The sequence below is a fragment of the Tenacibaculum sp. SZ-18 genome, assembly GCF_002813915.1.
In the GTDB taxonomy this organism is placed as follows: domain Bacteria; phylum Bacteroidota; class Bacteroidia; order Flavobacteriales; family Flavobacteriaceae; genus Polaribacter.
On the sequence record NZ_CP019335.1, the window covers coordinates 1830641 to 1852899 of the forward strand.

Genomic DNA, 22259 nt, shown 5'->3' on the forward strand with positions numbered 1-22259 from the left:
CAATAAAATTAAATTAAACTTCCTTGCATCACTTTTTAGTAATTAATTTTTTCTTTAGAAAAGATTATTACTGATAAACAAAAGTTCTCCTTTAGGTGTTTTGTTATAAGTTCTGTAAACTTCACCGGTGAAAAATACAAATTAAATCTTCACTATTTCTCCAAAGTTAAATATCTATGTAAATTAGATTTAATAAAAAAAACTCCTTAATTTCGTTCTCTAGGAATGAAATTTTTACGTAGATACATATCATTATCCCTAATACTTATATTGCTGGTTCCTTCAGTAATTCAATTATTACATATTACATTTGAGCAACATAATTGTGTAGAGCTTATGTACTCAACGGAGGATCATAACATTCATGATTTAGACCATGATAATTGTGATTTATGCGACTTTCATTTAAATAGTTTTACGATAAATTCTATTACCTTTTCGTCAGCAATTGTATTTATTCCTACAACTTCACTAGAGAAATATTACTACAAAATCAGAAATGCAGTATTTCAGTCTACACTATTAAGAGGTCCACCTTGTTTAGTTTAATTATCACGAAACTTAAACTATAAACAAAATATTAATTAATGAAATATATAGATCATTTATTGATCTTATTACTTGTTTTTTCTATAAGTACAGTAATAAGTCAAAATTGTACATATACACTCTCAGGGAAAGTTGAAGATACTCACGATAAATCTATTTTAGTTGGAGCAACTGTTTATATAAAAAACCAAAACAAGTATGGGGAAACCGATGTAAACGGTAAGTTTTCTATTACTAATGTTTGTAGTGGAAAACTTCTCATTGAAGTATCCCATATCGGCTGTAAACCTAAAACATTACAATTTAAATTAAAGAAAGACTTTTATAAAGTAATTGATCTAGAACATCATTTAGAAGAATTACAAGAAATTAGTGTAAATTCAACAGGTAAAAAAGTAACTAAAACAGCTCAAGAAACAGTTTTAACAGCTAATACCTTAGAAAAATACACAAGTTTAAGTCTTGGTGATGCATTAAAAGAAGTTTCTGGTGTATCATCTATAAACACAGGAAATTCTATTATAAAACCAATGATTAATGGGTTATTAGGTAGTAGAATAACAATCATGAATAATGGTGTTCGTTTACAAGATCAAGAATGGGGTATTGAGCATGCTCCAAATATTGATGTAAATGCTGCAAATAAAATATCTGTGATAAAAGGGTCAGGTGCTTTAGCTTACAGTGGCGATGCAATTGGTGGTGTTGTATTAATAAAACCTAGTAGAGTTATAAAAAGTGATACACTTTATGGACAAACTACTTTTGGATTCCAAACAAATGGTCGTGGATACAATACAGCAACTAAATTAAATAAGAGTTATGACTCAGGATGGTTTTTGCAAGTTCAAGGAAGTATTAAGGGTAGTGGAGATTTTAATACTCCAGATTATAACCTAACTAACACTGGATTAAATGTCAAAGGAGGAACTCTCCGTTTTGGTAAACAAAAGGAAGATATGGGGTTTGAAGTTTTCTATAGCTTTCTTGACAGTGAAATAGGTATTCTACGAGGCTCAGTTGTTGGTAATGCATTTGATTTACAACGAGCAATCGAATTGGGAATTCCTAGTGTTATTGAGGATTTCAGTTACGACATCGATGTTCCAAGACAAGAAATTCAACATCACTTAGCTAAAATAAATTATTTTAAAAATTTTGATGATTTTGGAAAACTGAATGTTCAATATGATTACCAAAATAATCAACGATTTGAATATGATGTGAGAAGAGGTGATCTGAAATTTATCCCAGCAATAGATTTAGTTTTACAAACTCATTCTGTGTTAGGAGATATTGATTTAACTACCAACTTAGCTGAAAAATTTAAATTTGGATTAATGGCACGTTATCAAAATAATTTTGCCGACCCTACTACTGGAGTAAGACGTTTAATTCCTGATTATGACAAATATGATTTCGGTGCTTTCACAACCGCTGAATGGATTTTAAATGATGAGGTAACTCTAGATGCTGGTTTTCGTTACGATTATAGTAGAGTTAATGCTAAAAAGTTTTACAGGAAATTCAGATGGGAAGAACGCGGATATGATGTCGATTTTGCTGATATCATTATTGCCGATACAGGTTCTCAATATTTAACAAATCCAATTTTTAACTATCACAATTTTTCGGCAGCTACAGGAGTAAAATATAGATTAAATGAGAATAGCTCTTTAATCGCAAATTACTCACTTTCAAATAGACCTCCAAATCCTGCTGAGTTATTTAGTGATGGTTTACACCATTCTGCTGCAAGATACGAACTTGGTGATCTGCGTTTTGAAAAAGAAATTTCAAATAGAATTTCGACATCTTATAAATATAACAATGACAAATTGTACTTCCTTGCTGAAGCGTTTTATAACAACATTCAAGATTATATTTATTTAAAGCCTGCTGACTTTATTCTAACTAATAGAGGACCTTTTCCTATTTGGGATTATCAGCAAACCAATGCGCAACTTTTTGGTTTAGATATTACAGTAAATTATGATATTACCAATAATTTAGAAATTCAAAATACAACAGCATTTATAAAAGGGTATGAAGATGATAATACTCCTTTAATTGATATGCCTCCTTTTACAACAATTAATAAATTAACCTATTCAAATGAGGATTGGTATAACTTTTCTGCCTCAGTGAAATCTGAATGGGTATCTGAGCAAAATGAATGGCCCAACTTTAATTTTGTTGTAACCGATGCTTTAACAGGTACGGATGTTCCTATTAATATAAGTAACCCTCCTCCTGCTTATCACTTACTACATTTTAATAGTGAAGTAACATTTTCTCTAAGTAACAACACAAGTTTAAATGTAAACTTTGGTATCAATAATATATTTAATACTAATTATAGAAACTATTTAAATCAATTAAGATTCTTTTCGTTTGAATTAGGTAGGAACTATTTATTACAGTTCACATTTAAATATTAAGATTTCAATTTTTTATTAACAATTAAATATTTTTTATTATGAAAACAATCAAACTATTAGCAGTTTTATTTATGTCGAGCCTCGTTTTCACTTCTTGTTCAGATGACGATCCGGAAGAGGTGAACGAAGAAGAAGTTATTACAAATGTAACCTTAACTTTTACGAATAATGCGGATCCAACGGATTTCGTTATAATGGCAAATGTAGCTCCTAATGGACAAGATGGTACATTTACCAATTCAGTAACTGGAACATTTACTTCAGGAGCTAGTTATTCTTTAAATATTGTGTTATTAAATGGTGACGAAGATGTAATGGAAGAAGACATTATTCCTGAAGCTGATGAGCACTTTTTCACGTTTGCTGTTAGTGGAATTGACCTAACAATGACAAGAGATACTGATGGAACAGATGGTGCTGGAGGAAGTAAGTTAGGAGACAAAACTACGTGGACCGCAGGTACTGCTAGTAATGGTAATGTACAAATTGCATTAATCCATCAACCAACAAGTACTGATGACTCAGATGACTTTGGTAGTTCACAAGGAGGTTCGGAAGACTTAAACATTACTTTTACAAGTGTGCAAGTTGTATCTTCGCAAGTTTTATAAGATTTTTAAAAAGTACTTATAAAGAAAAAACGTCGCAAATGTTGCGACGTTTTTTTATGAAACATACTTTGTTCTTTTCAATCGATTTAAAACTAATAATGAAGCTAAAAAGAATATTGCCAAAGACAGCACACTCCATTGCATTGAATTTGTAATCGCATTTAATAATCCGTACACCAATGTACCTGTTACAATAGCAATCTTTTCAGTGACATCATAAAAGCTGAAATAAGTGGCATGATCTTCAGTATCTGGTAATAACTTCGAATAAGTAGATCTTGTTAAGGACTGCACTGCTCCTAAAACAAAACCTAATAATCCTCCTAAACTATAAAAATAATATCCAACATTTGGTATCCCTTTATGTAGCATAAATGCGCCAAAACAGACAATCATCCAAACCACAATTGTAATTCTCAGTGCATAAAAATTACCATATTTCTCAGAAAGTCGAGAAAAGAATCTAGCTCCAAAAATAGCTACAATTTGAATAAGTAAAATCGTAATAATCATATCTTGACTTGGCAGTTCAAGTTCTGATGAACCAAAAAAAGCTGCCATTATAATAATTGTTTGAACACCTACACTACATAAAAAAAACGCCACTAAAAATCCTTTTAGGGTTTCATATTGTTTAATTTCCCTGTAAACAATCTTCAATTCTTGAAATCCCTTCCATAAATAATTATTATCTAATTTTTTCTTGAATTTTCTTTTAGGGAGTTTATTCAATGTAACTTGGGCAAAACCTACCCACCATAAACCAACTAAGACAAATGAAATTCTCGAAGCAAAACCAGCAGATTTAATTCCAAAAAGGTTAGGTTTTTGAATCAAAACCAAACAAATAATTAATAATATGATTGATCCGATATACCCATAAATAAATCCTTTAGCACTTGCACTGTCTTGCTGTTCTGGTAAAGCTACCTCAGGTAAATAAGCATTATAAAATACAATACTTGACCAGAAACCAATACTAGCCAGTATGGAAGCAACAATTCCAATCCATGTTGAATCACATTCATCAAAAAAATACAAACTCATAACTGCTAAACTTCCAAACGTACAGAAAAATCGTAAAAACTTCTTTTTACTTCCAGTATAATCGGCAATACCTGAAAGAATAGGTGACATGAAAGCTACAATTAGAAATGAAAACGACATGGCATAACTATACAAACTTTCGGGATGCTCCCAATCGATTCCAAGAAAATGTACTATTTTATTTTTCGTTACTTCTCCATAATAAATAGGAAATATAGCTGTGCTAATTACTAATGAATACACTGAGTTGGCCCAATCATAAAATGCCCAACTATTAATTAATTTTTTATCACCAATTTTATACATAGCTCTAAAATATAAAAACCACTCTAAAAAGAGTGGTTTTTATAAAAAATAAACGGTTAATTGAAGATTAATTTAATCTCTAGAACCAGAGGTTTGTTGATTATATTTAGCTGCTAATCTTTTCGCCTCGGGTAAATAATTTTTTAAATCAGCTATTCTTGTTTCACTATGAGGGTGAGTACTTAAAAACTCAGGAGGTGTCTGTCTTCCTCCTTTTTTTTCATTTTCACTCATTCTGATCCATACATTTACAGCTTCTTCCCCCTTGTAACCCGCCATAATCATGAAAACTAAACCAAGTTTATCAGCTTCTGTTTCATGTGTTCTACTAAATTTTAACATTCCCAACGATGAACCAGCACCATAAGCCAAGTTCCATAGTTCTGAATTTTTGTTATTGTTCGTTCCTAAGGCAACAGCAACTCCACCTAATTGTTGAATTTGAGCGGAAGACATACGTTCTTGTCCATGTTTAGCAAAAGCATGAGCTACTTCATGCCCCATTACAGCAGCTACACCATCAGTATTAGCACAAATTGGCATAATTCCTGTGTAAAAAACCACTTTACCTCCTGGCATACACCAAGCGTTAATTGTAGGATCTTTAATTAAATTAAACTCCCATTTATAAGAATCAGCCTCTGATTTCATCCCATTAGCACGCATAAATCTGTCAACTGCCGATGCAATATTTTTTCCAACTAATTCTAATTTTCTTCCTTGAGAAGTGTTTGAAATAATTTTCTTCGTATTTTCTTTCAAAAATCCATTATACTGTTGAAAACTCATTGGTAATACCTCGGCATCACTTACAAAGTTTAATCGTTTTCTTCCAGTAATCGGCACCGTACTGCATTGTACAAATATTACTAAAAGGAATATTATGGTTATTATTCTTCTCATTTTTATAACATTTTGGTTCTATATTTTGTTAAACTGATTGACTGCGAAAAAGTCACTTCAACTACAGTATTAAAAATACAAATTCTATCTTTACATTGAAAATTAATATTCTTTTATGATTCAGGTTCCAAAAGACAAGTTAATTCCTGCCAGTATTTCGATTCCTAAAACTATTCAAACTGTAGCTAAAATCATTCAATTTTTTTCAAATGGATTAGCGACTAGGTTTTCTGCTAAACTTTTTTCCACCCCAGTAAAATTTTCAACTCCGAAAAGAGAGAAAATGATGTGGGAAAGCGCACAAAAAAGCACTTTAACTATAGCCTCTTTAGAAAGTGATATTGAAGTTTTGACATATGGATTTTCTTCAAAAAAAGTACTTTTAGTGCATGGATGGTGTGGAAGAAGTACACAGTTATTTATGGTTGCCGACAAATTATTAGAAAATGGTTACATGACCATTTCTTTCGACGCTCCTGCTCATGGAAATTCAGATGGAAAATCTTCTTCAATGCCTGAATTTGTAGCCGCAATTAATACAATAAATGAGAAATTAGGTCCTTTCGACGCTGCTGTTGGTCATTCTTTAGGAGGAATGAGTTTGTTCACTGCAATCGCACAAGGTATGTCTGTTAACTCAGTAGTTAGTATCGGCTCTGGAGATACGATTACAGCAATTATTCAAAACTTCATAAACAACCTTGACTTAAAACCTAAAATTGCAAAAAACTTAAAGAAATATTACGACAAAAAACACCAAGAAGATATTGATAACTATGCTAGTTCTAAACAAGCTAAGGTAATTAATGCTGCTGCTCTTGTAATTCATGATTCGTTAGATGGAGATGTTCCTGTAAGTTGTGCTTATAATATACGTCGAAACTTAAAGAATGGTTCAATTTTAATCACTACTGGATTAGGACACACCAAAATTCTACGTGATAAAAAAACCACAAATAGGATTGTTTCATTTATTAAACGTCATTCATGAAAAATGTAATTTTATATCTAACAATTGTTAGTTTCCTTCTTAGCTGTCAAACTACTGCTCAAAATAAGAAATCAGAAAAGAAATATAAAATTGAAAAATCAACAGCTGAATGGAAAAAAGCATTGACTCCAATGCAATTTTATGTTTTAAGAGAAGCTGGAACAGAAAGACCAAACTCAAGTGAATATACATATTTTAAAGGTAAAGGTACTTTTGTTTGTGTTGCTTGTAAAACACCTCTATATACATCAGAAAGAAAATATGATTCTGGATCTGGATGGCCATCTTTTGACAAAGCCATTGAAAAAAATATAGAAACAGATACAGATTATAAAATCGGTTATGCCAGAACTGAATTAAAATGTAACACATGTGGCGGTCATTTAGGACATCGATTTAACGATGGACCAAGAGAAACAACAGGAATTAGAGACTGTATCAATGGAGTTGCATTAGAGTTCGTTCCGAATAAAAAATAACGTATATTATGGTTGAACTTTTCAACTCATTTTTATGTCTTCTTATTTAAATAGTGCGAGAAAACAATTCGAATATTACAAAAGCTTAGGGGATAAAACATTTCAACAATTATCTGAAGAACAAATCTTTTGTCATCCTAGTGAAGAAAGTAACTCGATAGCTATTATAATAAAACATTTAGTTGGTAATATGTTATCTCGTTGGACGAACTTTCTTACAGAGGATGGAGAAAAAGAATGGAGGAATAGAGACAAAGAGTTTATCAATTCTTTTAAAACTAAGGAAGACTTAATTACGTACTGGGAAAGCGGGTGGGAATGCCTGTTTAATGCTATTAACCCTCTTAAAACAGAAGATTCTGAACGAATAATTTACATACGAAATGAAGGACATACAGTCACAGAGGGAATTAATAGACAATTATGTCATTATGCATACCACGTTGGACAAATTGTTTTCCTTGGCAAAATCTTGTTAGATAGTAATTGGAAATCGTTATCAATTTCAAAAGGGCAATCTAAAAATTACAATAAAAATAAGTTCTCTAAAGAAAAATCAAGAAAACACTTCACAGAAGATTTATGACCTTTTAAAAGTAGTTTCTCTCTCTCTTAAAGTAGAATCAACAACTTTTTGTTCAATTACTTTGTTTGGTCTTTTAAATCGTTCTAGTAATAATTTTGCTGCTGTTCTACCTACTTTTTTACCGTGTTGATCAACAGTTGTTAAACTAGGACTTAAATGCTCTGATAGTGTTTTTCCTGCATAACCAATAATAAATAACTTACCATTATCTAGTAAATCATTTTTCTTTCCTGCTCTAAATGCGGCTAAAGAGGACTCTTCATCCAAAGCAATTATCGCATCAATATCTCCCTCCTTTAATAGTTTATTCAATTTTACCTCAATAAAATCTTCAGGACCTTCAATAATAATAGGTTCGTGTTTATCTATTATACTATCGGTGTACCCTTTAGTTCGTTGTTGACCAACACTTAACTTACCGATTGTTGAAGCTAAAACTATTTTATTTCTTCCTTTGAATTTTAAATCTCTAACTGCTTTTAGGATTGCATCATAATCATCTACCAATACCTTATCGGAATTAATTGTGTTTTCAACCCTATCAAACATTACAACATGAATATCTTCAGGAATATCATACAAGTGAGAAAAATCTTGTATTACTTGTGTTTCCTCTGAAACACTAATAATAATTCCATCAACCATCCCATTAGTCAATGTTTCGATTGACTTCACTTCTTTTTCATGAGACTCATTAGTAATAGAAATTACAATGTTATAATTCGTGTTTGCTACAACAGATTCTATTCCTCTTAAAGCACGAGACAAAAAGAAATTTTTAATACTTGGAAGTACTACACCAATTGTATTGGTTTTTCCCGACTTTAAATTTAATGCTGCCCTGTTTGGCTTGTAATTATGAAGTTTAGCCGCTTCCTCTACTTTTCTTTTAGTAGATTCACTTATTTCATGACTATCATTTAAAGCCTTTGAAACTGTGGAAACTGAAACCTTTAAAAGTTTTGCTAATTCCTTTAGGGTTATACTTTTTTTCATAAAAACAGAAAATTTGTCTGATGGATTTGCCGTAAATTTATCAATTTAAAATTAGTAACGAAATAAAGAAGAACCTAGATTTGTAAAAACTCTATTTTTTATTGTTATGAAGAACTATATTTTCACTTCGGAAAGATTAGGATTCAGAAAATGGGAATTGGAAGATGTTGAAACTCTTCATGAATTAAATTCGAATGAAAAAGTAATGCAATATTTTCCAAGTATTCAAACGAAAAATCAAAGTGTAGCTTTTATTGAAAGAATGAGAAAACAGTTTGAGCAAAACATGTATTGTTATTTCGCAGTTGAAATAATAGAAAGTAAAGAATTTATTGGTTTTATCGGAATTTCAGAGCAAACTTACGAAACTGACTTTAATCCATCTGTTGATATTGGCTGGAGAGTTTTACCAAAATACTGGGGTAAAGGATATGCTACTGAAGGAGCAAAACAGTGTTTATATTATGCTTTTAATATTATAAAATTGAAAAAAATTGTATCTGTTGCACCAGTAGTTAATACTCCTTCAATTACGGTGATGAAAAAAATTGGAATGCAAAAAGTTAAATCATTCCATCATCCTTTATTAAAAGATTTTCCAAAGTTAGAAGAATGTGTTTTGTATGAGGTAGATAATTCTTTTTAAAATTCTTCAGTAACAAAAACAACTCTTTTTCGTCTTTCATTTGAAATACTCAAGTATTCCTTAGTAAAATGAAAAACAAACTATTTCCTCAAATTTTTATTATTTATCTGAGGTATCTAATTGGTTTTGCCTTTGTGTTTGCAAGCATTGTAAAAATTCAAGGGTTACGATTTACGGCCGATAGTGGAGCTGAAAATCCAATAAATAGTGCCTGGCATTATTTTGAAACAATGTATCAATCTGGAATTTATTGGAGGTTTTTAGGTTTTGGTCAATTGGTTGCTGGATTATTATTAATGACTCAAAAATATGCTAAGCTTGGTGCTATTTTATTTTTACCTATTATACTGAACATCTTTGTCATTACAATATCTTATGACTTTAGAGGAACACCTATTATAACAAGTTCGATGCTTTTAGCAAATATTTTATTGATTATTTGGGATTGGGACACCTTAAAAGTCCTATTCAATAAACAACCTGTGTTTCCTAAAAAAGACAGAATAGAAAACAATTCTATATGGATAATTCTTGGAGTTCTATTCTTTATACTTACGATTTTAGCAAAACTAGTTCTCAGTTCGTCCTTCCTTGTAATTATAGCATTATGTTTTTTAATTATAGGACTTTTAGGATTGATTATTGGTATTAAAAGAAACAAAAAACTTGGTTTTTAGATAGAGTTAATTTCCTTCAAACCAATTCTTAAATGCTGAGACCTTCTCTCGACTTACAACAATTTCTTTTTCAATAGTAATGGTTGGAGATATTTTCAACCTACTGTTTGAATAAATAACCACATCTTTTATTGCATTTATATTGATAATAAAACTTCTGTTAACCCTATAGAAACTTGTAGGTATTAAAAGTTGACTTAAATCTTCTAGTTTAAAATCAACAATAAACTTTTTTTCTTCATTTGTAATTAAATGTACTGTTCTTCCTTCTGCAAAAAATAAAGCAATTTCTTCTGTTTTTATGGAATGAATATGGTTTCCTAATCGAACCAAGAAACGGTCTTTTGTTTTTCTTTGAACCAACTCCTCTCCTACTTTTGTCAGGACTTCTTTAGAAGTAAAAAGGTTCTGAATCGATTCTAACTTTACCAACGATTTTGCAATATCAGTATACGTTAGTGGTTTTAAAATATAATCGATACTATTTACTTTAAAAGCATCAATAGCGTACTCATCAAAAGCAGTAATAAAAATAATTGGCTTCTGAATTGCTACTTTATTAAATATCTCAAAACTTAAACCGTCTGTTAATTGGATATCCATAAAAACCACATCAAAATCCGTTTGATCTTTAAAAAAAGTAATCGCATTTGAAATACTATCTAGTCTTTCTATAACTTCAATTTCGTGGCTATATTTCAATAAATAGCGTTCTAACTTTTCTAGAGCTAAAACTTCATCTTCAACAATAACTACTTTCATTTGTTTGATTATTTTGTGGTTAGTTTTGGTAATTTGATGGTTCGTGTTGAGTCTGTTGAGATCACTTCAATTTTATAATCACTATAAATCCCGTAAATTCTTTCTATTTCCTTAAAGCTATCTATCGAAAATACTGAAGTGATTTTATCGTTTGTTGCATAACTAATTATAAACTTATCTTTCTCTTCTTCAATGGTAATAATTAATTCTACATTAATAGAAATTATAGTAGTTCTTATAATTTGTTCAACAATAAAAAGTAAGCTTCTTGGAACGATTAAAAATGAAGATTCTAACTTATTTAAAATAGATACATTTCTATAGGGCAAATAATTAAATAGTTTTACTAAAACCTCAGTGGATTCTAATTCTTCATTCCAATGAACTAATTGTTTTTGCTTACTCGATAAAATGTAGCGATATATAGTAGCCAAATAATCAATAAAATCATCCGCCTTTTCTTTATCGTGTTTTATGAGAACTAACAAGTTTTCTAAACTTTCAAATAATAAATCAGGATTTATACCTTGTTTGAATTCGTTAAAATCTTGTTCTATATGATTTAGATAAATCTCTTCTTCTTTTAGTTTTTCACTATTTATCTTATGTAAATACTGGTGACTTATGAATAGCAAAATATAAATAATAGTGATTGAACAAAAAATTGAATTAAATAACCATAGCTCTTCAGAATTAGCAGAAAAACCAAGTATACTTTTATAGTAAAAGGAAATAATAATCGTAACCAATCCTACACATAACAGCATGGATACAATAATTTGAACGATAACTGATATCAACTCATTTGTGAAGAACTTAACTCTCTTAAACAATAGTAAAAGCAATCTAGAAAACTCTTGAATAATGTACGACATTCCTATGCATACATATAATTCTTCTCCAAGAAATTCATTTTGCAATTGAGCTACATTATTGTTTACCAATAAAATTAATAGATATACAATAACTCCACTGAAAATCGGGCTTAATAAACGAAATAACGGTTTATGAATAAATAACTTTATCATCTAATAATTGGCAATTTAACAAGAAAGTGTTGTCCGTTAGTTATTATAATTCCTCGTCCTTTTAATAGTAAATAACGAGTATTAATATTTTTCAAACCAATTTTAGTAGAATTAACTTTATTGGGTAATTTTGTAACATTGTTTCTAACATAGATAAATTCCTTATCATTTGTTATCTCAACTTTAAGAGGATTCTCTTCACTTAAAACATTATGTTTTACAGCGTTTTCAACTAACATTTGTAAAGCTAATGGCGGTATTTTAGTTTCTAAAACTTCTGAATCAATATTAATATCACAAGTATATTTTTTTCCAAATCTATTTGAAATTAAATAGTTACAAGAAATTACCAACTCTAATTCTGAAGTAACAGTTGTTAGTTTTTTCGAATAACTCTTCAAAACATGATCATACATTTGAGCAAATTTTCTAATAAAGGAAGATGCTTTCTGTTCATCTTTATGAATTAAAGAAGATGCTGTGTTTAAACCATTGAATAAAAAATGTGGACTAATTTGAGACTTTAAGGCATTTAACTGTTGTTCTATTTGTTTACGTTCTAATCTTAGTGTTTCAATTTGAAGAATGGAGTAAGAATAAAAAGAATATAAAACGAAATAAATCACTTGAAAAACTATTGAAATTAGAAATAACAAGATTCCCAATTTTAAAAGAGGTAGTTTAAACGTTGATAGAAATTCTATCTCACCGTTAATATAAAAATAAACATACAAGCAAAGAAAAACCAACAGAAAAGATCCTAAAAAATGAGCAAGAATACCAAGTAATAATCGAGTTCCGTCATATTTTTTCCAAGGTAGATACTTGTCTAACAAAATTGCGCAAACATGATTTACATATCCTGCAGAAACCCCTAACAAAGTAAAACGGAACAAATTTGTTACCGTTATACTTTCATTTTGGTCACTAATTAACATATAATATCCTACGAGAAATCCTAATATTCCGCCAATACTCGCAATTAGAATATGTTTTTTCATGTTTATTAAAATTTGATTAGTTGATTTTTTTGATTGATATAACTAAGGTAATTAAATATCATTTAGAAACTTAATCACCTTAATTATGGTGCTAGTAAATCGCTTTCATAGCTCTTCCGAAATATGTATCTGAATTAATAGATTTTGCTCTTGTCATATAAGCATCTTTTACTCTTTGAGACGAATTCTTTACACTTGGTGCAAACGCAACTAAAGAACTTGATAAGTAATTAGATGAATTGATATTTTTTAATGAGTTTAGAACTTTTATTAATTGGTCCTCTGATAAATTTTTCTTAGCTAATTTCTTATACAATGAAGAAGCATAATAATCTGAACCCACATTTTTATTGATTAAACCTAATAACTGGGTTAATGATGAATTATTTAAATCCTTTTTCAATAAATCTTCAATAATACTAGAAGAATAGTAATCTGAATCTACATCATCGATTGAAGAAATAAACTGCTTGTAGTTTTGATTTGATAGATTCTTCTTTTTCAATGCTTTTTTTAACACTTGGCTTTTATAATAATCTGAAGATATGCTATTTGAAAGTGTCATAACCTTTTCCATGTTTGATTTATTCAAATCTCTTTTGTCTAATATTTTCCCCAACACTTGTGATAAATAATAATCAGAATCAATATTATTTGAAATTTGAAGTAAGTCTCCCAATTGATCATCAGAAATATCATCATTTGAAATTGCCTTACTTAAAACTTGAGACTGATAATAATCTGACTGAATATTTTTCGATGCCTTAATGTATGCTGACAAAGTTTGTGAATTTCCTAAAAATGCTTTTTGATTTTTTTGCAAAACTTCCGATAAATAATAGTCTGAATCTATTTTATCTCCTGCAACATCAACTACTCTTATTAATTCTGAATTATTCAAATTATATTCCATTAAGTAAGAAAAATAGGCAGATGTAACATAATCACTTTCTAGTTCACGTATTTCTGATAGAACCGCATTCACGCCACCTTTTTTATAAAAACGTTTTACTCTAGATTCTGCCCCAATAGTTGTATTTCTAATGATTTCTGGTAGAATTTCAGCCAACCAAGCTTTTCCCTCTGGATGATAACTTTTCTCATTCCAACCAACATAATATCTTTTCTTTAGAGTTCCGCTTTCAGCTTCTATTAGTAATCTTCTTTTCTTTCCAAAACTCGATTTTTTAATTTCAATAAATCCACCTCTCGAGATTGAGACAATATCTTTATCATCTTCAGATAAAACAATATCTCCTTCATACTCAATTTTAAAATCTCCTTTCCCTTTGATATCAATAGAAAAATTCCCTATTCTTTTCTTTGTACTTGTGTAACTAACTGTACGTTGGGCAAAACTATCAGTAGTTATTAATAAACTAAAAATAGTTGCTAAAATGGTTAGTAAAAATGACTTTGCTTTCATAAGTGTTATTTTTTTGTTTTTGAATTATACTTCAAAAATAGAACAGCAAATCAGTGAAAAAAAACAAAATGTAGCCAACTGTAGTATTTATGTAGTCAATTGTAAAACTTTATAAAATTCCTATCTTTAGTTGGAAATATTTTGGAAAATCATGGAGAAACAAGCCATCAATAATTTACTGGAAGAAAAGCATCAAGAACTATTTGATTGGTTAAATAAACAAGAAAATAACTATTGGGAAAAAGGACCAGAAGGAAAATGGTCTATTGGTCAACATATACAACATTTAGTAGATTCTATAAAGAAATTAAACTATGCCCTGAGTATGCCTTCTTTCTTATTAAAATATAAGTTTGGAAAGGCTAATCGAGAAGTTCGTCGGTATGAACAAGTGGTTCGGAGGTATCGAGACAAACTTGAAGACAACAAAGAGAAAGCAAAAACTTATAATGCCGCAGTTGCAACACCTTCCGAAAAGGAATTTGAGCAATTATTGAAATCACTTCATAATCAGAATAAAAAGCTTCAAAATAAAACTCAAAAATTGAACAATAAGAAGCTAAATTCTCTAATTGTTCCTCATCCATTAATGGGTAAAATGCCTCTAAGAGAAATTATTATGTGGACAGCTTATCATACTGAACATCACACAAAAGATTTAATTGAAAACTACTCCTGAAATAACTATATTTGTGCCTCTAAAAATGTAGCAGACACCAATGTTTAATAATTTAAGTGAAAAATTAGATAAAGCGTTACATACGCTGAAAGGACACGGAAAGATTAATGAAGTAAACGTTGCTGAAACGTTAAAAGAAGTACGTAGAGCTTTATTAGATGCCGATGTTAACTTTAAAATAGCGAAGCAATTTACGAATACCGTTAAAGATAAGGCGATGGGACAAGACGTATTAACTACGTTAAACCCAGGACAATTGATGGTAAAAATTGTTAAGGATGAATTAACTGAGTTAATGGGAGGTGATACTGTAGGTATCAATTTAGGTGGTTCTCCAACAGTTATTTTGATGTCTGGATTACAAGGTTCGGGTAAAACAACTTTCTCGGGTAAACTTGCTAACTATCTTAAAACAAAGAAAACTAAACAGGTGTTATTAGTTGGTTGTGATGTGTATCGTCCTGCCGCTATTAACCAGTTGCAAGTTGTAGGTGAACAAATTGGTGTTGAAGTTTATGCTGAAGTAGGAAATCAAAATCCTGTTGAAATTTCTCAAAATGCAATTAAGCATGCCAAAGCTAACGGAAAGAATGTTGTTATTATTGATACCGCTGGTCGTTTAGCTGTGGATGAGGAAATGATGACGGAAATTTCTAATATTCATAAAGCCGTTACTCCTAATGAAACATTATTTGTTGTAGATTCTATGACAGGTCAAGATGCTGTAAATACTGCAAAGGCCTTTAATGATGTTTTAAATTTTGATGGTGTTGTGCTTACAAAATTAGATGGTGATACTCGTGGTGGAGCTGCTTTATCTATCAAATCTGTTGTAGACAAACCAATCAAGTTTATTGGTACTGGTGAGAAAATGGATGCAATTGATGTTTTCCACCCAAATCGTATGGCAGATCGTATTCTTGGAATGGGAGATGTTGTATCGTTAGTAGAACGTGCTCAAGAACAATACGATGAAGCTGAAGCAAGAAAACTTCAAAAGAAGATTGCTAAAAATCAGTTTGGATTTGATGATTTCTTAAACCAAATTCAGCAAATAAAGAAAATGGGAAGCATGAAAGACTTAGTTGGAATGATTCCTGGTGCTGGTAAAGCGTTAAAAGGAATGGATATCGACGACGATGCTTTCAAAGGAATTGAAGCGATTATTTATTCAATGACGCCAGACGAAAGAAGCAAGCCTTCTTTAATAAATGCAAGTAGAAAGAAGAGAATCGCAAAAGGATCTGGTACATCCGTGCAAGAAGTAAATCAGCTAATGAAGCAGTTTGATCAGATGAGTAAAATGATGAAAATGATGCAAGGAGGAGGCGGAAAACGTATGATGCAAATGATGCGAGGAATGAGATAACAATAAAACTAAAAGAGAAGTGTGCGCTTCTCTTTTTTATTTAGACATATTTACACACAACACACTAACACGCAACAATGATCTTATTAGACGGAAAGAAGACTTCTGCAGACATTAAAGAGGAAATCGCTTTAGAAGTAGGTGAATTAAAAAGAAATGAAAAAAAAGCACCGCACTTAGCTGCTATTATTGTAGGAAATGATGGAGCTAGTTTAACTTACGTAAATGCAAAAGTGAAAGCTTGTGAACGCGTAGGCTTTGAATCTACTTTAATTCAACTTCCTGAAGAAACTACAGAAGCTGAACTTTTGAATGAAATTGAAATTTTAAATGTTGATAATGATATTGACGGTTTTATCGTTCAACTACCATTACCAAAACATATTGATGAACAAAAAGTATTATTAGCTGTTGATCCTGCCAAAGATGTAGATGGATTCCATCCTGAAAATGTTGGTAGAATGGCTTTAAATTTACCTACTTTTATTTCTGCTACTCCTTTTGGAATTATAGAATTATTAGAACGTTATGAAGTTGAAACTTCAGGAAAGAACGTTGTTGTAATTGGTCGTAGCCATATTGTTGGAAGCCCAATGAGTATTTTATTATCTCAAAAAAGAAAAGTTGGAAATGCGACAGTTACATTAACACATAGTAGAACGAAAAACTTAGAAGAAATAACTAAAGAAGCAGATATTATCGTGGCTGCTTTAGGAATTCCAGAATTCTTAAAAGGTGATATGGTAAAAGATGGAGCCGTAATTATTGATGTTGGAATTACTAGAGTTGCAGATCCTTCTAAGAAAAGTGGTTTCAGATTGGTTGGAGATGTTGCTTTTGACGAAGTAGCTGAAAAATCTTCATTTATTACACCTGTTCCTGGTGGAGTTGGACCGATGACCATTGCAATGTTATTAAAAAATACGTTAATAGCGAATAAGCGAAGAAATTCCTAAAGAAGATTGATATATAAAAACTAAAAAAGGGAAGCATTTAGCTTCCCTTTTTTAGTTTACTCGCTTTCTAATTTCTAATAAAGAATCATCAATTAATAATGTACCATCTCTAAATACTTCTCTTAATTCTCCTTCTTGTTCTTCTGCCCAACTCACTTCATCAATTAATTGATATTTTCCTTCTTCTTTAACTATTTTCAATAAACCTTTTGCAGATTTTTTAGTTCCATCATCTGTAATTGGATCTTTATAAATAGCTCTTCCTTCTCCATTAACTTCTCCATAAGTTGCTTTCATAGCAAAACCAAAAGTATCTCTCGTGTTATATTGATACGTAAAAGAACCAATTCCTAACACAACATTAGTAGAAGCAAATCCATTTTGCTTTAATCGTTCACAAATTTGTGTTGCTCTTTCTATCGTTATACTATCTCCATAGATTGCTCCAATATGTGGATCTAATTCTTTATAACCTTTTTCATTTATTTCACCTCCAAACACTTCCCAAAGTAACTGAATTACACCTTTTTGTTCAACTTCTGTTGTACCATTTGGGTTACCACAAATAATATCTACAGGATCACCACTATCTGGACGAATAACAACTTTTCCATCTCGACTTAAAACTTCTTCTATTAAATTCGGTAGATATTCTGTTAGCACTTTCCATAAATCCCAAGTATCAGAAACAATAGAAACAATTCCGTTAGGATAAACCTCAGTAATTAATCTTTTAAATGTTTCTTCTTCTCCACTATTTGTTCCCATACACATAACAGAGTGTTCCGTTGCAGCAACTGATCCTCCAACAAGTTCTTCATTTGCATTAGCATTGTAATATTCCTCTAGAAAATCTATAGCCGGAATTGTATCAGTTCCAGTAAAGCTTAATAAGTGACCTGAAGCTGACAAAACAGCTGCTTCTAATCCTGCCATTCCTCTCATTGAGAAATCGTGCCCTTGCCAATCTACAAATTCAGGAATACTTGAGGTTTCTTCTGCATATGCATCCAATATTTTTCTGTATTGTTTGGCAATTGTAGCAGAATTACATGGCATCCAAATAGTTGTTGATAGCAGTGTTTCGAAATAATTTGTTAACCAGAAAAATTCAGGTAATGTATTATACATGGTAAACATAGGAACCCGAATTGGAACTGATACTCCTTCTGGTAATGCTTTTATTACAATTGGTAAGAAACCTAGATCATGTAAAGCGCCAATATGCTCTACTCCTACTTTATTTTCACCTAAATAGTTATTTATTCTATTAGCATATTTTTCTAGAATTTGTTCTTTAGGTTGTTGAAAAAAGTTCTGATTGAACTCTTGAATTACATATTTCTTTATGAAGTATTGCAATCCAAAAAATACTACTTCATTCACTCCTTCTATTCTACTTTTTCTCGGTGTCCAGTTTGAATATACTAAGGTTGTATTATCTGGATATTGTCTTCTGTGATCTACTTTATAACCGTCTGTATATAATAATGGATTCATCATAATAATTTGTTTTTTGCGTAATAATAACACAAATATAAAATATTAAATATACCCCACAAACTATTATGCGTATTATTTACACATATTTAAAAACCTCCTCGAAATTATGATATATTGGTGTATTATATTTATCACAAATTGTACTCACATAACGGTATTGGAAAAATTCTTTTGGACATCTAACAATAAGTTTATTTGATTTCCTGTATAACCCTAATTCCACAAGTGAAATTGGAGATTTGGCATCTGGAAGAAAATTAAGAATGATCATATCCGCTAATTCTAGTGCTTCTAATTCCCATTGGATATGACACACCATTTCCTGATTACCAAGTACATCATGATCTTCTCTTGTAGGATCAAAAAAGATCGTATTCTTAGAGCTTCCACTAACTACTAAATCTCTCCAAGATGTAGATTCCTTAAAATCGATACTACCTGCAAGAAAACAACAAGTTTCATCCTCGTTCTTTACAGGTAGTTTATCTTTTGCAGTAAATACTCTCATACTATTGAAGTTGATCACGTACTTCCATCAAAGCATAACCTAATAAATTATGTCCTTTCCATAAATTTGGATTCATCACATTTTCATTATCTGCTGCCATTCCAATTCCCCAGATATTATCAACAGGACTTGCCTCTACGAGAATACGATCATTGGTTTGAATTAAGAATTTCTTTAATTCATCATCCTGAGAAAACTTAGCTAAATTACCTTTAACAACAATATCGAACTTATATTTATCCCAAATTTTAGGATTAAAATTCAATACTTTTCTTCCCAATTTCTTCGCATCATGTGGATGTTTTGATTCTATTATTTTTGTCAGACTTTTTTGATCATTAAATAATCGAGCCTTTTCGGCCATCATAAAATGTTCAGCCGATTTATAAACTATTCCATCTATTTGAAAATCTGATTCCCACCATTGACTAAAACAACCCTTACCTACACTTCCATCTTTATTGGGTTGATGTCCCCAAAAAAATAAAAACTTTAAATTTTCATCATAATTGTACTTGTCTTGTATTGTACGGTTAGAATATTTCATAACTTTATTTCTTTCTTCTATTTAAAAACAACATATAACTAACTCAACTAATTACTTTATAAGTTAAATGTTTTTCTCTACTTCCTTATGCGGACGTTCATTCCTTCCTGCTTCCTCTGGATATAAAAGATAAACAGGATCGGTTTGAACAAACTCTTTAGTTTCAATATTTAAGGCAGTTAAACTTCCTTTAAATGCTGCACCTGTATCGACATTCCAAACATTACAGCCTTGCATTGGTTCTGATATATTGTAATTGGTGGTTGGCGTATGTCCGATATAAATTTCATTAAACAGTAATAAACGTTTTGGAAATAATAGAGAATCCTTCTTTATTCGTTTATCCATGGTTAATGCCATTTCCCACAAAGTTCTATCCCAAGTGTAGTTCGATTCATAAACTTCTTGATATGGACCATGCATAGAGGTAAATCCTGCGTGAATAAACAGTCTATTTTCATTATCTACATGAAAAAGGTTCATACGTTCCAAGAATTGTAAATGTTCGTTCTTCTGATTTTCAGAATATTCATTGTAACTCGTAATTGTATTCTTTCCACCGTGGAATAACCATTTGTGATGCTTCACACCGGTTTTTAACCAATTTTCACAATACACATCATGATTTCCTTTAATGAAAATACATTTATGACTTTTATCCAATTCAATTAGATAATCTAAAACCTGAGCCGACTCACTCCAACCATCAACATAATCACCCAAGAAAATAAGTGTATCATTAGCTGTTAAATCCAACTTAGATATAAGTTGTTTCAGGGCTTTAAAACCTCCATGTATGTCTCCTATTGTAAATGTTCTCATTTTAAATTCTCTTATACATTATATCAGTACGCAACACATATTTTATTCCAGAAATAATTTCTTTTCCTTCATGTCTTAATCGATGTCTAAATATTAGTGCTTTTCCTTTTTCTGGTTTCACTACAAATAAATTCCTAAACTCAGTTTCTCCTCCTTCAAAATCATCATTCAAATAAATTATGAAAGATAAGAAGCTTTCTTCCTCTAAATTTCTTTTAAAACTTCCATCTATGTGCATTTTAAATCTTTGTCCTACAGAATACTTATACACTCTAAACATTTCGTTTAATCCTATTGCTCTATAAAAACCAATCTTGCTAGGCACAAATTCCTTTATTCTATTCCATAATGCTACTGCCAAAGATTCATCGAAGAACATGTATCTGTCGTTATTTCTAATTCCTTTAAACATAACCTGTTCTCCATCAATTGATACTTTTGCTTCTTCAAAATTTTCATTCTCATATTTCTGAAGAAAGTTTTCACAATCGTCTTTGCTCAAAAAATCTTCTACTATAAAAACCTCTTTATGTAACTCCTTCTTTCTCACGACTTAATTTTTAAACTGTATAAATTTACTAGGAACTTGATCTGTTAACCAAACCCCATTCTTAGATTTATAAAATTCGTAACCTTCACGAAACATCCAACCTGAGTTGATCACTAAGATTATTGGTTTTCCTCTTCTGCTTCCAACTTTTGTGGCTGTTATTACATCTTCACTTAAATGTACATGTTGTCTGTTCATTTTTTGAAGACCATTTGTTTTTATAGATTCTAAAAACTTTTCAACGGTTCCATGATATAAATTTTCTGGCGGCTCGATAGCTTCAAACTCTAGATTTACATTCTTAATCGAATGACCTTGATTCGCTCTAATTTTAGATTTATCTTCATTAAAACTAAAACGTTGTTTATCATTTTCCGCTACCACTTTTTCTAAATCTGATATCGAAAAATGCATTCGTCTTTTTTTCGATTTATCAATTAATTCCTCAACATCTGCCCATCCATTTTCATCTAAATTTAAACCAATTGTTTCTGGTTGATGTCGTAACAGCAGACTTAGAAATTTACTTATTCTTTTTATTTCTTTTTCGTTCATCTTTTTCTTTTATTTTATCCCAATATTTATCGAGATCTCTTTTGTTCTTAATTTTATATCCACTTATATAATGTACTCCTTTACCAGACTTGAAGGATTCAGTTAAATTTTTATAGAACATTCTATTCCCTTCATCTATAGAGGTAATTTCAACTCCTTTAATTTCTCTAATCTGATTATACATTAAAGATTCCCACAATTTCGAATCTTTATAATCTAAATTGAAATATAGAATTGGTTTTACACCTTCCTCAATTCTTATAAATGAAATTATTTCTTCGATCATTTTGCTCTTTTCCCTATTGGAAAGTTTAAATTCAA

At 30.6% G+C, this 22259-nt stretch carries 25 protein-coding genes; 11 read left to right on the forward strand and 14 right to left on the reverse strand.

Going from position 1 to position 22259, the window contains the following annotated elements; genetic code table 11:
* The first annotated feature begins 225 nt into the window (after window positions 1–225).
* The 3 genes from BTO06_RS18450 to BTO06_RS08285 are packed head-to-tail and all read left to right on the forward strand — an operon-like array spanning window position 226 to window position 3601.
* Window positions 226–549: a hypothetical protein gene (locus BTO06_RS18450; protein ID WP_157811781.1), complete on the forward strand. Its 324-nt coding sequence runs from the start codon at window positions 226–228 to the stop codon at window positions 547–549.
* 38 nt (window positions 550–587) lie between these two features.
* Window positions 588–2990, forward strand: a complete 2403-nt coding sequence (locus BTO06_RS08280) for a TonB-dependent receptor (protein WP_100924851.1) — start codon at window positions 588–590, stop codon at window positions 2988–2990.
* A gap of 38 nt (window positions 2991–3028) precedes the next feature.
* Complete coding sequence (locus tag BTO06_RS08285; RefSeq protein ID WP_100924852.1) at window positions 3029–3601, forward strand: type 1 periplasmic binding fold superfamily protein; 573 nt, start codon at window positions 3029–3031, stop codon at window positions 3599–3601.
* 54 nt (window positions 3602–3655) lie between these two features.
* Here BTO06_RS08285 and BTO06_RS08290 read toward each other — a convergent pair whose 3' ends face one another.
* A complete protein-coding gene (locus BTO06_RS08290) occupies window positions 3656–4954 on the reverse strand; it encodes an MFS transporter (RefSeq protein WP_100924853.1) in 1299 nt (432 codons plus the stop codon).
* 72 nt (window positions 4955–5026) lie between these two features.
* Window positions 5027–5857 (reverse strand): M48 family metallopeptidase, encoded by an 831-nt coding sequence (locus tag BTO06_RS08295; RefSeq protein ID WP_100924854.1) that lies wholly within the window; start codon window positions 5855–5857, stop codon window positions 5027–5029.
* A 115-nt stretch (window positions 5858–5972) separates the two neighbouring features.
* On the opposite strand from BTO06_RS08295, the gene BTO06_RS08300 reads away from it, so the two are divergent.
* The 3 genes from BTO06_RS08300 to BTO06_RS08310 are packed head-to-tail and all read left to right on the forward strand — an operon-like array spanning window position 5973 to window position 7913.
* The gene (locus BTO06_RS08300) at window positions 5973–6848 is read left to right on the forward strand and encodes an alpha/beta fold hydrolase (protein WP_100924855.1); all 876 of its coding nucleotides are present in this window, start codon (window positions 5973–5975) and stop codon (window positions 6846–6848) included.
* On the forward strand, window positions 6845–7327 hold the full coding sequence (msrB, locus tag BTO06_RS08305) for a peptide-methionine (R)-S-oxide reductase MsrB (protein WP_100924856.1): 483 nt from the start codon (window positions 6845–6847) through the stop codon (window positions 7325–7327). Before BTO06_RS08300 ends, msrB begins: the two co-directional genes overlap by 4 nt.
* Window positions 7328–7361: 34 nt before the next feature.
* Window positions 7362–7913: a DUF1572 family protein gene (locus tag BTO06_RS08310; protein ID WP_100924857.1), complete on the forward strand. Its 552-nt coding sequence runs from the start codon at window positions 7362–7364 to the stop codon at window positions 7911–7913.
* Here the strand turns inward: BTO06_RS08310 and BTO06_RS08315 are convergent.
* Window positions 7908–8909 carry a LacI family DNA-binding transcriptional regulator gene (locus tag BTO06_RS08315; protein ID WP_100924858.1) on the reverse strand — a complete coding sequence of 334 codons (1002 nt, stop codon included), beginning with the start codon at window positions 8907–8909 and terminating at the stop codon, window positions 7908–7910. The genes BTO06_RS08310 and BTO06_RS08315 overlap by 6 nt on opposite strands.
* Window positions 8910–9015: 106 nt before the next feature.
* Between BTO06_RS08315 and BTO06_RS08320 the strand changes: the two genes are divergently transcribed.
* On the forward strand, window positions 9016–9555 hold the full coding sequence (locus BTO06_RS08320) for a GNAT family N-acetyltransferase (protein ID WP_100924859.1): 540 nt from the start codon (window positions 9016–9018) through the stop codon (window positions 9553–9555).
* 68 nt (window positions 9556–9623) lie between these two features.
* Complete coding sequence (locus tag BTO06_RS08325; protein WP_100924860.1) at window positions 9624–10232, forward strand: hypothetical protein; 609 nt, start codon at window positions 9624–9626, stop codon at window positions 10230–10232.
* 6 nt (window positions 10233–10238) lie between these two features.
* Here BTO06_RS08325 and BTO06_RS08330 read toward each other — a convergent pair whose 3' ends face one another.
* The 4 genes from BTO06_RS08330 to BTO06_RS08345 form a co-directional block, all read right to left on the reverse strand.
* Window positions 10239–10994: a LytR/AlgR family response regulator transcription factor gene (locus BTO06_RS08330; RefSeq protein WP_100924861.1), complete on the reverse strand. Its 756-nt coding sequence runs from the start codon at window positions 10992–10994 to the stop codon at window positions 10239–10241.
* Between the two features lie 8 nt (window positions 10995–11002).
* Window positions 11003–12022, reverse strand: a complete 1020-nt coding sequence (locus tag BTO06_RS08335) for a histidine kinase (protein WP_100924862.1) — start codon at window positions 12020–12022, stop codon at window positions 11003–11005.
* The gene (locus BTO06_RS08340) at window positions 12019–13023 is read right to left on the reverse strand and encodes a sensor histidine kinase (protein ID WP_100924863.1); all 1005 of its coding nucleotides are present in this window, start codon (window positions 13021–13023) and stop codon (window positions 12019–12021) included. Before BTO06_RS08340 ends, BTO06_RS08335 begins: the two co-directional genes overlap by 4 nt.
* A 91-nt stretch (window positions 13024–13114) precedes the next feature.
* Complete coding sequence (locus BTO06_RS08345) at window positions 13115–14449, reverse strand: hypothetical protein (protein ID WP_100924864.1); 1335 nt, start codon at window positions 14447–14449, stop codon at window positions 13115–13117.
* A gap of 151 nt (window positions 14450–14600) precedes the next feature.
* Between BTO06_RS08345 and BTO06_RS08350 the strand changes: the two genes are divergently transcribed.
* The 3 genes from BTO06_RS08350 to folD all read left to right on the forward strand — a co-directional run bounded on the left by BTO06_RS08350 (window position 14601) and on the right by folD (window position 17453).
* Window positions 14601–15128 carry a DinB family protein gene (locus BTO06_RS08350; RefSeq protein WP_100924865.1) on the forward strand — a complete coding sequence of 176 codons (528 nt, stop codon included), beginning with the start codon at window positions 14601–14603 and terminating at the stop codon, window positions 15126–15128.
* 40 nt (window positions 15129–15168) lie between these two features.
* The gene (ffh, locus tag BTO06_RS08355; RefSeq protein ID WP_100924866.1) at window positions 15169–16497 is read left to right on the forward strand and encodes a signal recognition particle protein; all 1329 of its coding nucleotides are present in this window, start codon (window positions 15169–15171) and stop codon (window positions 16495–16497) included.
* A 77-nt stretch (window positions 16498–16574) separates the two neighbouring features.
* Window positions 16575–17453: a bifunctional methylenetetrahydrofolate dehydrogenase/methenyltetrahydrofolate cyclohydrolase FolD gene (gene folD / locus BTO06_RS08360; RefSeq protein WP_100924867.1), complete on the forward strand. Its 879-nt coding sequence runs from the start codon at window positions 16575–16577 to the stop codon at window positions 17451–17453.
* Between the two features lie 51 nt (window positions 17454–17504).
* Here the strand turns inward: folD and BTO06_RS08365 are convergent, their stop codons facing one another.
* The 7 genes from BTO06_RS08365 to BTO06_RS08395 form a co-directional block, all read right to left on the reverse strand.
* Window positions 17505–18953: a nicotinate phosphoribosyltransferase gene (locus BTO06_RS08365; protein ID WP_100924868.1), complete on the reverse strand. Its 1449-nt coding sequence runs from the start codon at window positions 18951–18953 to the stop codon at window positions 17505–17507.
* 79 nt (window positions 18954–19032) lie between these two features.
* The gene (locus tag BTO06_RS08370; RefSeq protein WP_100924869.1) at window positions 19033–19464 is read right to left on the reverse strand and encodes a nucleoside 2-deoxyribosyltransferase domain-containing protein; all 432 of its coding nucleotides are present in this window, start codon (window positions 19462–19464) and stop codon (window positions 19033–19035) included.
* Window position 19465: 1 nt separating this feature from the next.
* The gene (locus BTO06_RS08375) at window positions 19466–20011 is read right to left on the reverse strand and encodes an NADAR family protein (RefSeq protein WP_100924870.1); all 546 of its coding nucleotides are present in this window, start codon (window positions 20009–20011) and stop codon (window positions 19466–19468) included.
* Window positions 20012–20074: 63 nt separating this feature from the next.
* Complete coding sequence (locus BTO06_RS08380) at window positions 20075–20833, reverse strand: metallophosphoesterase family protein (protein ID WP_100924871.1); 759 nt, start codon at window positions 20831–20833, stop codon at window positions 20075–20077.
* 1 nt (window position 20834) lies between these two features.
* Window positions 20835–21383 (reverse strand): prolyl hydroxylase family protein, encoded by a 549-nt coding sequence (locus BTO06_RS08385; protein ID WP_100924872.1) that lies wholly within the window; start codon window positions 21381–21383, stop codon window positions 20835–20837.
* Between the two features lie 3 nt (window positions 21384–21386).
* Window positions 21387–21938: an RNA 2'-phosphotransferase gene (locus tag BTO06_RS08390; RefSeq protein WP_100924873.1), complete on the reverse strand. Its 552-nt coding sequence runs from the start codon at window positions 21936–21938 to the stop codon at window positions 21387–21389.
* On the reverse strand, window positions 21907–22224 hold the full coding sequence (locus tag BTO06_RS08395; RefSeq protein ID WP_157811782.1) for a hypothetical protein: 318 nt from the start codon (window positions 22222–22224) through the stop codon (window positions 21907–21909). The genes BTO06_RS08390 and BTO06_RS08395 overlap by 32 nt, the downstream gene beginning before the upstream one ends.
* Between the last annotated feature and the right edge of the window lie 35 nt (window positions 22225–22259).